The 15,240-nt window shown below is 68.8% G+C and carries 13 protein-coding genes; 6 read left to right on the plus strand and 7 right to left on the minus strand.

Translation table 11 applies throughout. The annotated features are described in order from the left end of the window. The coding region (locus AL2_RS39515; RefSeq protein ID WP_245667062.1) for a CAP domain-containing protein at positions 1–592 on the plus strand (592 nt) is incomplete at its 5' end. On the opposite strand, the gene AL2_RS31180 is transcribed toward AL2_RS39515, so the two are convergent. Together AL2_RS31180 and AL2_RS31185 are read right to left on the minus strand one after the other, a co-directional pair. After that, on the minus strand, positions 593–2,035 hold the full coding sequence (locus AL2_RS31180) for a sigma-70 family RNA polymerase sigma factor (protein WP_210748282.1): 1,443 nt from the start codon (positions 2,033–2,035) through the stop codon (positions 593–595). Between the two features lie 232 nt (positions 2,036–2,267). After that, a complete protein-coding gene (locus AL2_RS31185) occupies positions 2,268–2,483 on the minus strand; it encodes a hypothetical protein (RefSeq protein ID WP_067640010.1) in 216 nt (71 codons plus the stop codon). A gap of 824 nt (positions 2,484–3,307) precedes the next feature. Here AL2_RS31185 and AL2_RS31195 point away from each other — a divergent pair. Then, positions 3,308–3,868, plus strand: a complete 561-nt coding sequence (locus AL2_RS31195) for a snapalysin family zinc-dependent metalloprotease (RefSeq protein ID WP_067640014.1) — start codon at positions 3,308–3,310, stop codon at positions 3,866–3,868. A 133-nt stretch (positions 3,869–4,001) separates the two neighbouring features. Here the strand turns inward: AL2_RS31195 and AL2_RS31200 are convergent, their stop codons facing one another. From AL2_RS31200 to AL2_RS31210, 3 genes are all read right to left on the minus strand, one after another. Further along, entirely contained in the window at positions 4,002–5,690 is a 1,689-nt protein-coding gene (locus AL2_RS31200; protein WP_067640016.1) for a peroxidase family protein, read from the minus strand. A 262-nt stretch (positions 5,691–5,952) separates the two neighbouring features. Further along, the gene (locus AL2_RS31205; RefSeq protein WP_157438477.1) at positions 5,953–6,519 is read right to left on the minus strand and encodes an SUKH-4 family immunity protein; all 567 of its coding nucleotides are present in this window, start codon (positions 6,517–6,519) and stop codon (positions 5,953–5,955) included. Next, positions 6,516–6,941, minus strand: coding sequence for an ATP-binding protein (locus tag AL2_RS31210; protein ID WP_083947079.1), 426 nt, complete (start codon positions 6,939–6,941; stop codon positions 6,516–6,518). Before AL2_RS31210 ends, AL2_RS31205 begins: the two co-directional genes overlap by 4 nt. Positions 6,942–7,291: 350 nt before the next feature. Here AL2_RS31210 and AL2_RS31215 point away from each other — a divergent pair, with 350 nt between their 5' ends. Both AL2_RS31215 and AL2_RS31220 read left to right on the plus strand, forming a co-directional pair. Next, a complete protein-coding gene (locus AL2_RS31215) occupies positions 7,292–7,762 on the plus strand; it encodes a hypothetical protein (RefSeq protein WP_157438479.1) in 471 nt (156 codons plus the stop codon). A 5-nt stretch (positions 7,763–7,767) separates the two neighbouring features. Next, entirely contained in the window at positions 7,768–8,295 is a 528-nt protein-coding gene (locus AL2_RS31220; protein WP_157438481.1) for a hypothetical protein, read from the plus strand. On the opposite strand, the gene AL2_RS38200 is transcribed toward AL2_RS31220, so the two are convergent. Both AL2_RS38200 and AL2_RS31230 read right to left on the minus strand, forming a co-directional pair. Next, positions 8,270–9,493: an McrC family protein gene (locus AL2_RS38200; protein WP_067640026.1), complete on the minus strand. Its 1,224-nt coding sequence runs from the start codon at positions 9,491–9,493 to the stop codon at positions 8,270–8,272. The two genes, AL2_RS31220 and AL2_RS38200, sit on opposite strands and share 26 nt — an antisense overlap. Further along, complete coding sequence (locus tag AL2_RS31230; protein ID WP_067640028.1) at positions 9,490–11,559, minus strand: McrB family protein; 2,070 nt, start codon at positions 11,557–11,559, stop codon at positions 9,490–9,492. Before AL2_RS31230 ends, AL2_RS38200 begins: the two co-directional genes overlap by 4 nt. A 558-nt stretch (positions 11,560–12,117) precedes the next feature. Between AL2_RS31230 and AL2_RS31235 the strand changes: the two genes are divergently transcribed. After that, positions 12,118–13,887 (plus strand): hypothetical protein, encoded by a 1,770-nt coding sequence (locus AL2_RS31235; protein ID WP_157438485.1) that lies wholly within the window; start codon positions 12,118–12,120, stop codon positions 13,885–13,887. After that, on the plus strand, positions 13,887–14,744 hold the full coding sequence (locus tag AL2_RS31240) for a hypothetical protein (RefSeq protein WP_067640032.1): 858 nt from the start codon (positions 13,887–13,889) through the stop codon (positions 14,742–14,744). Before AL2_RS31235 ends, AL2_RS31240 begins: the two co-directional genes overlap by 1 nt. Positions 14,745–15,240 lie beyond the last annotated feature (496 nt).

A 15,240-nucleotide genomic window follows, 5' to 3' on the forward strand; every position in this document is an offset into this window, starting at 1 on the left:
GGCCGCGAGCGGCTCGTCGGCGCCGCCCGCCGCCTCCCCGTCCGGGCTGCCCGACGCGGCGGAACCGTCGCCCACCGAGACGGCCACTCCCAGGCGAACCCGCAAGGCGCCCCGGAAGACCGCGAAACCGAGCACACCGGCTCCCCGGAAGAGCCAGCGCCCGGCCAAGCCCGCGCCCGCCCGGACGAAGGTGCCCGCCGCGCCGGCCGCCGGAGGCACCGCCGCACAGGTCATCGCGCTGGTGAACCAGGAGCGCGCGAAGCAGGGATGCCGCGCGCTGACGTCCAACTCCCGGCTGGCGCAGGCGGCGCAGGGCCACTCGGCCGATATGGCGCGGCGGGGCTTCTTCGACCACACCAACCCCGACGGCAAGGACCCCGGCGACCGGATCACCGCCGCCGGATACCGCTGGTCCACCTACGGCGAGAACATCGCCAAGGGGCAGCCGACCCCGGCGAGCGTCATGAAGTCGTGGATGAACAGCCCCGGCCACCGCGCCAACATCCTGAACTGCCGCTTCGCGGAGATCGGCGTCGGCGTGGTGAAGTCGGGCGGCCCGTACTGGACGCAGGTGTTCGGCACCGCCCGCTGATCACCGGGGCGTGGCGAAGACCTGCGTCCACCACGGCCCGCCGGCCCCTTGGACGACCCCGACCCCGACCATCGTGAGCCCGCAGTTCAGGATGTTGGCGCGGTGCCCCTGGCTGTTCATCCAGCCGTCCACGACGGCGGACGGGGTCGGCTGGCCGCGCGCGATGTTCTCCGCCCAGACGCTCCAGCGGAATCCGGCGGCGGTGATGCGGTCCCCGGGGTCCTCGCCGCCGGCCCCGCCGTGGTCGAGGACGCGGCGGGCCGCCATGTCGGCCGAGTGCCGCTGCGCCGCCCGGTGCAGAGCCGGTGAGACGCGCAGCGGACGGCATCCCCGCTGCGCGCGCTCCCGGTTGACCAGCTTCACGACCTGCTGCTCGACGGTGGCGGGGGTGGGCCGCGGCGGCGCGACCCGATCCTTGCCGGGCGTCGTCTCGGGGACGGGCGGCGGCGTCCGCGACGGCGTCCGCTGGACGGGAACCGGGGCGTCGGGCGCGGGACGCACCGGGTCGTGCGACTCCGGCAGACCCCAGTAGACGACCGCGGCGACGACGCTCACCGCCGCCGCTCCCACCACCCAGTGCGCGGCGCCGGCGGACGACTTCGCCGCACCCGCCGAGGCGCTCGCCGCGCCGGCCGGAGCGGTCGCCGCGCCTGCCACGGCGTTCGCGGCGTTCGCGGCATGGATCGGGGAGGCGGCGGGGAGCGGCACCATGACGAGTCCCGCCAGCAGCGCCTCGGGCGGGGCGAGGCCCCGATGGCGGGCGGCGCATTCCCGGCATCCCCGAATGTGCTTGGCGACCCGCTTGCGCCACAGCGGGGACGGCCGCCCGTCCCACCCGTCGAGCACCAGGCCGAGCGCGGCGCACCGCCGGCCGCTCACCACCCGGACGACGGCGCGGCACGTCGCCAGCTGCTTCTTCATCCGCTGCACCCGGACGGCCGCATGCGGGGCCGACAGCCCGAGCCCGTCCGCCAGCTCCTTGCGCGTCAGGTGCCCGGACGCCTCCAGCCACCACACCGCGAGGAGTTCACGCTCGTCCGCGTCCAGCCACCGCGTCGCCTCGGCGATCTCCCGGCGCTGCTCCGACAGCTCCAGCCGCAGGACGGCCAGCTCGGCGAAGTCGTCCTCGGCGCCCGCCACCTGGGCCATGGCCTGCGGATCCATCGGTGTCCGGCCGCGTTGCGACGTCCAGCGGCGGCGCACCTGGTTCATGGCGATGGAGACGAGCCACGACCGGAACCGCGCCGGCTCCCGCAGCCCGTCCAGCCCGCCGAGGGCGCGCAGCACCGACTCCTGGACGACGTCGTCCACGTCGGCGTGACCGCCGAGCGCCCAGCCGACCACGTTGTACAGCAGCGGCAGGTGCTCGGCGACCAGCCGCTCCCGGGCATCGGCGTCCCCCTCCTGCGCTGCCCGGACCAGCAGGTCCACATCCGTGCCCACACGCATCCTTCGTCCTCCAGAGAGTCACCGCCGGTCCCCCTGGAGACCTCCCGAACCGCCACAGATAACAAGAACCCCACCAATTCTCTCCCGCGGAGGACGTCACCGGGCCGCTTCCCCTGGAAATCGCCGCGTACCAGCAGGTGAGGCGGCCCAGCCCAACGCGCAGCCTGCCCGGCGAATACACCGCGCCAGCACGCCCGCGGGCGACCGAGCCGCCGGCGCGCGCCCGTCAGCTGATGAAGAAGCCGTTGCTGCGGACGTTGGAGACGCTGCCGTCCTTCATCCGCAGCACGGCGACGAATTCGTACAGGCCGCCGCGGTTGAAGTCGTTCGCGCCAATGCTGTACTGAATAAGCCTCTTGGCCTGCTTGAAGAACCCGTCGCCGTTGCCGGGGATCGCCCTCCGGTCGGCGTTGGCGTCACCCCGCTGCGACTTTATGTGCATCGACCGGTCCCGCCTCACCCTAGAACTGGTAGACCAAGCGGACGAGGGTGCGGCGGCGCGCAAGAACATGCGCGTCGCTGCCACTACTACGGCGAGGTCGGCCAGGCGGTGCGTCTCCCTTGACGACCTGGAGAAGCGCACCCTGGACGCGGCTCGCAACGATGGCCGTCCGCCTCTCGGTCATCTGGCGGAAGGCGAGTTCGGCTACGCGCTGGCCCGCTGGGCATGGCTGCGCCGCGAGCCGAACCGCGCGGGCATGCCACTTCGCGAACCGCCCGTCGTGACGGGGGCGGCGAGGCGCGAGACCGGTAGGATCGATCACCGACGCGACTCAGCGGCTTTCTGCGCTCCTCGAAATCAACATTGAATTTCTAATCCGCGTCGTCTTATAGAAAGAACAACCCCTCCCCGGCTAACCTCCCGTGAATATGGCACCCGCGAGGAGGTCAATGCGACAAACATGCGCCTGAGTGCGCGGTTCTGTATTCCGCCGGCCGCTCCTGGGGACATGTTCGGGACCTCGCACGATCCTCCTGGCGATCCCGTCCCATCACCGATTCGAGCTGCGTCATCGCTGCGGATCGACCGGCGCACCACCAGGCCGGGGCGACCGGTCGCACTCCGCCTGCCACGGCGACTCCGGCGGGCCGGCGGTCGTCGGCAGCCGCGGCAACTGGACGCTCGTCGGCGAGACACACGGCCCGGGCGACAACAGGGGCGAGTGCGCGACCACCACGCTGTAGACCGGCATCGCACCGTACCTGTCCTGGATCAACCAGCAAATCGGCGGCTGACCCCCGTCCTCACCCCGCAGGAGTTTCCCCATGTTCCGAAAGATCACGGCGGCCCTGGCCGTCGCCCTCGGCCTGGCCTTCCTGGTGCCCGCGCTGGCCGCCGCGCCCGCGTCGGCCGCTGCCCCGCTGGCCGTCCGGACGATCTACTACGACGCCAGCGGCGCCCAGGAGTTCCGAGCGGCCGTCGACGAAGGCGCCGCCGCCTGGAACGCGGCCGTACCGGCGATCCGGCTCGTCCCCGCGACCGGGTCGCAGGCCACCGTCAAGGTGTACGCCGACAACGGCTGGCCGCGCACCTACATGTACGGCTTCGGCCGGGCCACCATCTACATGGGACGCGAAGCAGTCAACGACGGCTTCTACCCGCCCCGGATAGCCGCGCACGAACTCGGGCACGCCCTCAGCCTGCCCGACAACCGCAACGGACGCTGCGACTACCTGATGTCGGGCCACAGCTCACCTGTCTCGTGCAAGAGCACCACTCCGCATGCGACCGAAGCGGCGCAGGTCACGCGCAACGCGGGCGGCCGGGTACCCGCCGCCTCCGCCTCCGTCAGGCAGGTCAGCTACGCGGACTGCTTCGTGTTCTGACCTGCACGGGTCCACCGCGGACACGCCGACCACGGTGGTGTCTGCGCGGCACCGCCGCCGGTGAAGGCCGGCGGCGGTGCCCTGCGGCCGGCGCCCCGGTCTCCCCGGCGCCGACCGCAGATGCGCGAGCGGGTCAGACGCCTGCGACGCGGAGCATGTCGGCCATGGTGAAGACGCCCGGCTTGGCCCCCAGCACCGGCTTCCACTCGTGGTTCTTGTCATGCTCGTTGTGGTAGAGGAAGGACGTCGGGTCGGCGCGCAGCAGCCCGAAGAGGACTTCACCGACGAGGACGCTGCCCACCGGACCGAGCGTGGAGCCCTCGGCGGCGACCGCCCCTTCCTTCATGACGTAGTACCAGAGCGGGGCTTCGCTCCCGAATCCGTCGAGGGTGAGGCCCAGTTCCTCGTTGGTGCAGGGATGCCCGCCGAGCTTGTACGCCTCGATCACCTTCTTCGCGACGGCCTGGCCCGACGGGAGCCTGAACGCCTTCCCGCGCAGCAGATTCCGGACGGCGATGGACCGGAGGGGGACGTATTCCTCGGGCGGTTGGACACCCGGGATCGGCATCGTCTTGACGGGATTGTCGAGCCACTCGATGGGAGTGTCGATGGGGCCGGGCATGTTGAGGAACGTGTGGACGACCTTGCCGTTGAACTTCTTGGCGTACTGCGGCGTCCTCTCCCCGGTGGCGAAGAAGTACGACCAGTCGATCCTGTCGTCCGGCGAGAGCCTGGAGAACGGCTTACGGAAGTGGAAGAGGTGGCCTTCCGTCCTGTGGTTGAGCTGGTACCGCTCCTTGACCAGGGAGTGCAGCCGGTAGCCGGCGACCGTGAACTCCACCGGCAGTGTGATCGGTCCCGGCTGCGGGTGAAAGAACTTTCCCTTGTTCTTCTGGATCTGATCGAAGATGTTCGGTTCGATGATCTTGCTCAGCCAGTCGTGCAGCACCAGCCACTGGTAGTGCCACACCACCGTCTGCTTGGCCGCGGCGAACAGCTTCTTGTCGGGGACCTGGCCGATCAGCATGTCGACGACGGCGTTGTGGAACTTCATGAACGCCAGGTGCAGCTGGATGGTGATGACCGTGTTGTCGTTGCGGGGATCGGCGATGAGGGGCACGCCTTCGTCGTTCCGGGGAACGTCGTAGGCGCGGTCCGGGTCGATCCAGAACTTCCCGTTGTCCTTGTTGTCGTAGTACTGGAACGACTGGGTCTGCGGGCCCAGCCCGTACACGTGTTCCAGGCTGATGCGCCCGCTGCGGTAGTTGGGGTTCGCCTTGGGGTCGTTGCCCGGGTCGAAGGTGGCGTCGGCCTGGAAGGTGATGTTGTGGTCCAGGAACTGGCCGAAGTAGGTATAGCCGGCCGGGACGGTCTTCAGGTCGTCCGACTCCTTTTCCCGCGCTCCGGATGAAAGGCACGGCGTCTTCACGGGCGCCTGTTCGGAAATACGATGTTCCGGCCGCCCGGGGGGATTGGCGTCCATCGGACCGCAGGGGGCACCCAGCATCATCAGGGCCTTGTCGTCGGGAGCGCTTTCGCTTGCCGGGAACAATCGGCAGTAATAGCCGGTGTCCACCACCGGAGGCGTCTGGCCGTCGGCGTCCTTCTTCGGCTCGGCGAGAAACTGGGCCGTCATGCCGTGGTCGCTCATCGACGGGTGCGGTTGCGGCGCCGTCCACTGCGGCAGGATCCCCTGCTCCAGCTGCGCTCGCAGCCTTTCCTCGATCTCCTGATGGAGCTTCGCGGTGACTTCGCCGTCCGGCGAGCCCGCCTCCGTGGCCGGCGCGTAGGCGGAAGTGCTGAGCGTGGGGCTGTCCGTCATGCCGTAACTCCTGAAAGAGGCGCGCGTCGAGTCGTCGAGGGCCGGTCGGTCGTCGACGTGCGGTGCCGATTCGGCTCGACCGACCCGCACCGCCGCGCGGAACGAGCATGGCCCCTGGGCTTTATACGTCCGCGGCGGGGACCATAATCACGGCACCGAGTAAATTGCGGGACTAGTTGTCTCAAACAACACGAGTACGCGAAGCCGAATGACTTGACCAGGGTCAATTGGACATGGCGGTCGAATGCGCCAGTCCACGCGGTCAATGTGCGGCGCGGCGGTCGGTGTACTCGCGGATGAGGAGGTCGTGGGGCAGCGCAGGCCAGCGGCTGAGGGCCCCGGTGTGCCGATCGACGATCAGGACGGGGTGCGGATCGCCGGAGGGCGCCGCGGCCACGCGGGCGATGAAGCCGTCCGCGAACTCCTCGACGATCACCGGCACGGGACGTCCGTCGCGGGCGAAGTGGGCGTCGGCGCGGCGCCACGCCTCGGCGCGGTCGACCGGTGCCGGGCGGACGCTGTAGGCGGCGAGGACGTCGGCGACGCCGTGCAGGGTGCGGCAGTCGCGGGTCCCGCAGCCCCGGCAGATCTCCCGGCCGCGCGGGTCGCCGCCGGGCCGGTGCGCGGAAAGCACGCAGGTCAGCGCAGCCGTGCAGGCGAGGACGAGGCGCCGCGACTGCCCGACGAACTCGCGGCTGTAGGGGTCGAGCCGCCCGTGCTGGACGAGGGCGGCGTCGATGGAGTGGACGTCGGCGCGCATCGCGGCCGTCATCGCGGCGTGGACCTGGCGGTGCACCTGGTCGTGCGTCCGGGAGGCGGGCTCGGTCACGCGGCCCACTCCCCCGCGAAGACGGCGGTGACCGTGCGGCCCTCGCCGTTGCCGTGCCAGCCCCAGCTGGCGGCGGTGAGCGAGATCGTGCGCAGGCCGCGGCCGGACTCGGCGAGGTCGGCGGCCTCCAGCGCGGCGGGCTCGCCCGGTCCGCCCTGGTCGGAGACCGACACCGCGACAGCACCGCCGTCCTGGACGATCTCGACGGTGAAGGACCCGCCGTCCTGCCCGGACTTCGTGTGCCGCAGCGCGTTCACAACAAGCTCGTCGGCGGCGAGCAGGACGTCGTCCAGGTAGGGGCAGCCGGCCAGCAGGCAGCCGACGAACCGGCGGACGGCACGGGCCTGCTCGGGCCCGCCGGGAAAGGAACGCCGCCACCGCAGCGGCGCCGGCTGCGCCGCCGGAAGCATTGTCGGGGACATCGGAACACTCCTGATCACGGACGTGGACGTTGCGGATCCGTCGGGTCTCCCCTTGGTCCGCACAGCGATAGTCACAGAAAGTCGCCTCCCGGTCACATGAAATCAGCCGGCTCGTGAGTCTTGACGGCGGATTGGCACAGGCGGGTCTCGCCTGCACGAATCCAGCACGTGCAGGATTTGCGTCCGCGCTCGCCGAACAGTCCAAAAAATGAACGTGCGAATTTTTTGCACATACCGCTCGCGGCTCCAATCGAAGAAGTTCTCATCGACGTCGGCGAAGCCGAGTCGGCGCATGGTAAAAATGCCCCGCACGAGACCGGAACACCTTGATGGAAAGCGGGAGCGCAAGCGTGGAACCAGCCGACGCGAACGATCGAAGAATTCCGATCACGGGTCTTCATGCCGCGGCGTTGCGCGCCGTCCTGACGCGCCGCACCGACGACTTCAGGGAGCTGGTCGGGCAACTGGAGTCGCAGGACGACTACGAGGGCTTCGGCCGGCTCTTGTACGCCGCGTTCTTCGAGGCCGTGGACCGGCACTTCACCCGGGACGGCGAGACCGCCGGCGACGCGGCGGTCATCGGGTTCGTCGGCGAACTGCGGGCGGAGAACACCCACGTCCTGGACGACATCGAACCGTCCATCGCCGAGCGCCTGATCGCGTACGCGCTCGGCCGCGGCTCCCTCGACGGCATCGAGGGCGCCGACCGGATGAAGTCCGCGTCCACGATCCTCGTGCAACTGGTCGAAGAGGACTACCCGGGCGAGATCGCCCTCAACCGATTCGTGGCGCGGGCGCGCCGCATGGCCGAGGACTGGTGACGCCGATGACCGGCGAGGTGAAGATCTCCGTCAGCGACACGCACAGGGCGGCCATGCGCGCCTTCCTCGGCAACATGGAGAAATTCGTCGACGAGTATGCCGACGACCTGGAGAAAGACGCCAACCCCGTGGGCTTTTCGATGCTCACGTCCTTCACCAACGGGATCCTGCTCCGCCGCCGCTTCGGGCCGGGATGCCCCCTGCCGGACGTGGTCAGATATGTCGCCCTGCTGCGAGCCTCCGACGAGAGTGCGCGTGCTCTCGACGCCCGCATGACCGAGAACACCATCCGTACGCACCTGGACGACCCGTCCCTGACGACGCCCCCTCCCTTCGGCGGGCGGGCGGAGGAGATGGTGGAGTCCATGATCACCGTGCTCCTCTCCCTGGTGGCCGAGGCCGGACTGGACGACAAGGGCATCGAAGAGCTGGTCGAGGAGGCGGCGGCCGACGTCGAAGCACACGAACTCGACCCGGCCGCGCTCCCCGTGACCGTCCCACCCGAGGTCATGGAGCTGCTGCGGCAGTCGTGACCCGCCCGCGCGGCCCGCCCGCGGCGATCTCGCGGGCGAGCGCGATGATCTGCGCGCGGAGCCCTTCGGGGGACGCCGACAGGTCGAGCGCCGCCTCCACGATCTGGACGCCCCCGGTGCCCGTGATGACGTGGGTGTGCGTCTCGGCTTTGGACGCGTACACCAGGTAGGCGCGGTTCAGCCCCATCGCCGTGCAGTAGGCGAGCATCTGGTACAGATCTTGCTGCGGCGTGTCCCCGGTCTTGTACTTGGCGTCCACGACGGCGATGGGGTTTCCTTCGGCGGTGGAGACGACGAGATCGGGGCGGAGCCGCACCCGGTGCGCAAGGTCGAGATGGTGGCGCTCGTCCTGGAGCCGCACCGCGCCGCCGTACGGCCTGAGGGCTTCGGCGAGGGCGACGCAGACGAAATCCTCGAAGACCCGCCACATCTCCAGCATCAGCCCATCCACGCGGACCGTCGTACCGTCGCCGAGTTCATACGACGCGCCGCGCAGCACGAGGTCCGCGATGCCGAGGGCGGTGTGGTAGCGGGTGTTGAGCCGGGACGGGGTCCAAGCGGGCGGCGGGCGCCCGGGGACCAGCCGTTCCACGCCGTCCAGCCTCAGCGGCAGGTGGCGCAGCAGCCTGCGGGTGCTGGACGGCACGCCCGGCAGGCGCAGCAGCCGGTGAGTCGCGGCGAGCAGGAGCCGGTTCTCGGGGATGTCGACGGTGTAGTCGTCGTAGCGCACCTCGACCGGCACCGGGAATCCGTGCCGCCGCTGGATCTGCTCCTTGACGCGGATGCGGCCGCGTACGACCGGCAGCGCCTCCTCCGTCTCCCGGTAGCCGAGGAGGACGCCCTGGCTCAGGGCCCGTTCGGCGGCACGCGCGAACGCGTGGGCGAGCGCGGGCAGCAGTTCGGTCCGCTCGTCGGCATCGATCTCCTCCCGCCGCCAGCCGCGCGCCTTCCGCGCGTAGCCGAGGAGGTGGAGCAGGCGGTCGATCGGCGTCTTCGGCCGGACGCGGATCTCTATCGGGTCGTGTGCGGGGCCGATCCGGGCGGCGCCGACCAGGCCGTTGTCGCGCAGCCTCCAAAGCCCGGGGCGAGGGCCGGGCGCGATGCGCAACAGGGCTGTGGCCGCCAGGGTCGCCACCTGCTCCGCCGTGAGTTCATGCTCTGTCCAGGAGCCGCCCTCACCCAACTGGACGACGGTCACGTCAGTTTCCGCCGCAGCACGTCCAGGCCGTACCTCGCTTGGACGTCGGTGCCGTCGCCGTAGTGGTGTTCTTCCAGGAGCGGCAGGATCTGCGTCCGCCAGATCCGGGCGAGACCGGCCTCGGTGGCGGCGCTCTCCCGCATCAGGTAGGACGGGCCGATCTTGAAGTCGCGGTCTTCGATGCGGCTGTTGAGTTCGGCGAGCAGCAGCGCCGGCTCGTCGCCCAGCTCCTTCCTCCGCAGCCACCGCGAGAGAATCTCGCTTGTCGGTGGCACGTCCGGGTGGAGTTCGACGAACCAGAAGCGGCGCCGCATGGCCGCGTCCACGAGGGCGATGGAGCGGTCGGCGGTGTTCATCGTGCCGATGATGATCACGTTGCGCGGCAGCGTGAAGCCCTGGTCGCCTTCGGAGCCGTAGAGCAGGTTGACGGGTTCGCCCCGGTACTCCAGCAGGAAGTACAGCTCCCCGAAGATCTTCGCGAGGTTGCCGCGGTTGATCTCGTCGATGATCAGGACGTAGGGGCGTCCGGGATGGGCGAGCGCCGCGCTGACCAGCCGCCGGAACGGGCCGCGCACGAGGTCGAACGAGATCGTCCCGTCCTCGCTCTTGGCGGGCCGGTAGCCCTCGAAGAAGTCCTCGTAGGAGTAGGCGGGGTGGAACTGGACGAGCTGGACGCATTCCGGTCGTCCGGAGGTGAGATGGCGGGCGAGCCGCCGGGCCAGGTAGGTCTTCCCGGTCCCGGGCGGCCCGTAGAAGATGAGCTGCGGACGCTCGCGGAGCAGCTCCACGCATTCCTGCAGCCATTCCCGGCCGGCCAGCAGTTCCTCGGCGAGCTCGCCGGTCGCGTCGGGAAGGCGCATCGTCCGCTCTGGGACTATGACGGGCTCGCCCAGCAGCTTCTCCAGTTCGGGCACGAACGACGTCAGTTCGACGATCTCGGTGTCGGGGTTGCCGACCAGGACGGAGAACTCGTCCGGAAGGTCGTCGTAGTCGATGGGCCGGGCGGCGTTGCGCCAGTCCACGGCGCGTTGCAGGTTGGCGTGCCCGCCCTCGCTGCTGACGAAGGACGGCGGGCCGTTCACCGTTCCGAGGTAGATCGCGGGACCGTCGTTGGTGACGACGATGTCGCCGTCTCGCATCCGGCTCAGGAACGCGTGGTACTCGGCGGCCAGCCTCGCCCTGTCCTGAGCGCCCACGTCGGAGTAGTCCTCGCGCACCGCCTGCTCGACCTGTTCGGGCGCCGCGCCGGGCGCCAGGTCCCGCAGCCGGGAGGCGGGCAGGGAGCACACACCGTCCGCCAGCCACACGTCGGTGATCAGGTCGCCGCCGGGGACGTTGGATGCCCGGACGAGCCAGCCGCGCCGCACCCGCGACTCCTCGTCGCCATCCGGGACGATCATGCTCTGGAGGTCGGCGGCGGGAAGCCGGTATTTCCAGTCGGCCCCGCCGTCGGCCGCGAGCAGGCCGTCGTCAGCCAGCAGGCGGATCCATTCGTCCCACTCGGGCTCGGTGAGGTGCGCCTCGCGCGGCGGCGTCCCGTCGTCGGCGAGCAGCCGGTGCCAGCCCTCGGGCCGGCTCCCGCGAAGCATCCTGACCAGCGCCGCCGTATCGACACCGGCCTCGGACGCTACGTCCCCCACAGCCGCCCACGCCCGTTCCGGAAGTACGTCGAGGTACTCGGCCGCATCCTCGAAGCGGTTCTTGTTCCGTTTCCAGTAGTTGTACGCCTTGCTCGATTCGGCGTAGAAGGCCACGGGATCCGGATGGTCGTTCAGGGCGGCGCGTCCGAGGCCGGTTGCCCACCACCTCTTGCCGTGCCGGTACATCAGTCCGGCCTTCTGCAACCGGACTGTCGCGAAACGGAACTGGAGACCGGAACCTCGCCTCCAGCCGTCGTCACCCGACAGGGCGCGCCAGCGGGTCTCCAGATCCGGAATCGCCGAGAGGACCCGCTTGTAGAGGTCACTTGTGCCATGACCCTCCGGGGGTGCGAGCGGGTCGGGGTTCACCAGGGTCCGCACGGCGGCGAAGGCCATCTCGGCGACGGCATCGGTACGGTCGGTCACACGATCGAGGTTGGCAGAACATCGCGCGACATTCCACGACAGTCGTCATATCTCGCGGGGTCGGACACACGCGCAGAAGCGGCTGACCGATCACAGCCCCGGAAAGAGGGTCCGCTGGAGTTCGCGCTGACCCAAGAGGCGGGCGAACGAGCCATCGCCGCATCGCGCGATTAATCGCCTCCTCACTACGCGATCGTCTTCACACGCCTCTGTGCGGGGACGATGACCTGGTTTCCCCACCGGATGATGCGTTGAGGCGGATGAACCAGGTAGGCGCGGTGGAATCGCGCACGTGCGAGATCTGCACGTGCCCGCTTTCATGGAACCGGCGTGCTCCGGGACGTTCGCCCCGCGCGTTTCGGGACGCGCCCGGCGAACCGTCCCCAAAGCCGTTGGCGGATGGTTCACGAACCTCCGGCGGAAGGGCAGTGAGCGTGGGTGCAGAGCACGGCAATGGGAGCAGGCCGGCTTCCGGTGAGTGTTACACGGACGCCTCGAACAGATTCCGACCGTCTTGAGCGCACCGACCATGCCACGCCGGGTTGAAGAGGCGGCACGATGACGCGGGCTTCGGAGGCGGCGGCCCGGCTCCCGCAGGTCAAGCACCTCGCAGAACAGGACGGCCCCGCGCTCAAACCGGTGTTCGCCCAGCTCCGCAGCGGTGCACTGGTCGGCCCGGCCGGTACACGCCTTCAGCAGACTCTCGCCCGCGCTCACGAGGATGCACGTTCCGGCTTCTACGCCGCTTTCGATGCCGTCCATCGCCTCGCCGGTCAGGACGGGCCACCGCCCCGTATCGGTGAGCCGTACATTCCCGGGCCACCGCGCGGCGGGCCGTCCGGCTCGTCGGGTGAACGCAGCGGCTCGCCCGCCGCACTGGACCAGCTTGGCAGGGACCTGTCCCGTGCAGCCGGGTCCTGGCGGGACGCCGCCGCAGCACTGTCGCGCATTCTGGCTGATCTCGGTCTGAGTACCGCACCGGCCCGGGAGGTGGCCCGTGCCGCCGGTCACGTGCAGGCGCAGAAACCCGACGTTGACCGTCGGAGAGCCGAACTCCTCAAGACCGATCAGCAGCAGGTCGTCCAAGCCACTGCGAAGACGATCCAGGGAATCCTTCCGGAGTCCCCCGGAGTCAAGGACGCGATCGGCAAGCTGTGGGACACCTACGCTCACCGTTACCTGCCGGGAGTGTGGGAGGGCACGAAGGACATAGGTCTCAGCGGCCTGGCTGTGAACCCCTTCACCGCACCCTTGTACATCGGCATCAACCGCAAGAGCTGGATGGAGCGCGGCCCTGTCGGCCAGGTCACGGGGCTCGTCCAGGGCGTCCAGCACCCCGGCGAACTCGCCAAGGCCCTCGTCAACTGGGACGACTGGAAGCGCGACCCCGTCCACGCGTTCGGCAAGACCGTCCCCGGCCTTGTCATCACCGCCGTGACCATGGGCAGCGGTTCGGGTGCGGGGGTGGGATCCCGGGTCGGCGCCGCCCTGCGCCACACTGCCAGAAAGGGGGCCAAGCCTGATCTGGAGACTGCGAGCCGTGCTGAACCGCCTCCGTCCCGGTACCAGTCAAAGCCGGATCAGCATCGATCAGATGCGGATGGCGATGGGACGCCGGCCAGCACTCCGACGTTGAGTGAGCAGGCGCTGGCGGCACTACGTGAGGTGGAGCAGGCGGCGCGGCGCATCGCCGCGAAATTCGGGGTAAGAGTCGACTTCAGCAGCCACCCGATCGACCCGGCCAACGCGCGGGGTTTCGCTGAGGCCCTGGAGGGAGCAGCGAAAGACTACCCTTCCGTCTTCCGCGACATGGAGAACGTCAGGGTGCAGAGCCTTGACGAGATGCGCAAGACGGATCCGGGCGCCGGCCCCAACGTCATGGCGCACTCGATCAATGACAGAAGAGGACCAGCGCCCCAGGGGGTTTACTTCAACCAGATGAACTTCATGAACAAGGCCGTCACGGACGCACTCGCACTGGAAAGGACCCAAGTCGGCTGGTCCGCTCCCGGAAGCCTGACGGCCAAGGGCACCTTTTATCATGAATTCGGGCACCAGATCGGCCACCGAATCCTTGGAGACCCCGAGCTCTGCAAAGAGCTGGCCGGGGAGTTGAAGAAGGCCGGAGTTTCGGTGGATGAGGTATCGTTACAGCCCGGCATCCCCAACGGCCGGCGAATACTGGACGAGGGGCTGGGGACGTACGGCAGACTCAATGCGAGCGAAATGATTGCCGAAGGTTTCGCGGAATGGCGGATCAACCCCCACCCGCGTCCGATAGCCACCGCCATCGGTCGATTCATCGACGAGCACTTCAAGGGTAAGTGATGACGAGTATCATCCCGCCGCTGAGCAGTTGCGATTCCTGTGTCCGCTTGAAGTGGGTCCCGGATCCGGACTGGAACCCCGATGAGAGCCGCGACCCGCTGGACACGGGGTCCATCTACTTCTGTGAAGCGTTCCCGGATGGGATTCCCGAGGACATCAAGCGCCTTGGATTCGACCATCGGCTTCCGTACCCTGTGGACGGCGGTGTTCGTCACGAGCTCCGACCGGGCCGGGCGAACATTCTTGCTTCCTTCGAGCGGGACACTCCAACCGCCGTGCGCACCAGGGATGTCAGCGCGAGCGCCCGGGAGTGGATGAGGCAGATGGCCGTGCTGAAGGGTCGTCGGCTCAGGCTTGCCGAGTCTCTCATGAACGTGAACGAACTCGCTGTGCCGGTCCGCGGTGACGGCAAGCCGGCAACCTGGGATTTCGGCGACTTCCGCATGCTCGGAGTGAGCAGCACAGGTCCGGTCGAACTCGACTTCGATGAGTCCAGCGATTTCAGAGGGTGGAGCTTCAGCTCCCTGGAGGAGATTGCTGTCGAAGTCGCGGAGGACGTGCTGCTGTACGTCGACAAGAAGGGGCCGCTGCTTCCCGTCGGCGCGCTCCGGAGCTTCAACTTCTCCCTGTTCCGCGCGGCACGAGACGCCTCCATGGAGCAGCTGCGTGAGGAGTTCCCCGACGCCTTGGTCTATCGGCCAGAGGGAGAACGTGTGGCCTTCACATCACTGCTGGCGCTTGAGACCGCGAGAGGGATAGGCGTCAAATGGCAGTCAATGCGCGGCCGAAAACTGCTGGCAGAGGGTGAGGTGGCACTCGATCCCGGCTACCCGCATCAAGCATTTCTGAAGCCGTAGTTCGACGGGATCGCCTTTTCGACGCGATCCTGGTCGCGAGCAGAGTCACTCGCCGTCTTACAAGCCACTCACGGCCAGCGATCGTCGGCGGTGGATAGGATGCGCGCATGGCCCTGTGCCGATCATGTCAAGGCTATTCGCCTCCACACTCGGATCTGGCTGACGGGCGTCGGTCTTGCCGCGGGCATGGGAGTCGACACGCACCGCCGGTTGAACGGGAGGGCCGAGCCCACCGTGTCTTCAGTCGCCGTACTCGCGCAAGAGCTTGAAGGCGTTGCGCAATTTGCCTACAACGTCCGGTGGAAGCGGATCGGGATTGAAGTGCATGACATCGTTGCGTATTTCACGGAACTCGTTGAGCCGTCTGCCAAGAGTTGCGCGATCCAGGGGCCAGCCGAGCTTCTCTCACATGCCGGGGTTCTCCAGCACACGCTGGTAATCCCCATGGACAGGTCGTCATAGGAGGTCATTCTTCGCGTGGAATCGGGGTACAGAT

Origin of the sequence: Actinomadura latina NBRC 106108 (genome assembly GCF_001552195.1) — a bacterium.
GTDB lineage: Bacteria > Actinomycetota > Actinomycetes > Streptosporangiales > Streptosporangiaceae > Spirillospora > Spirillospora latina.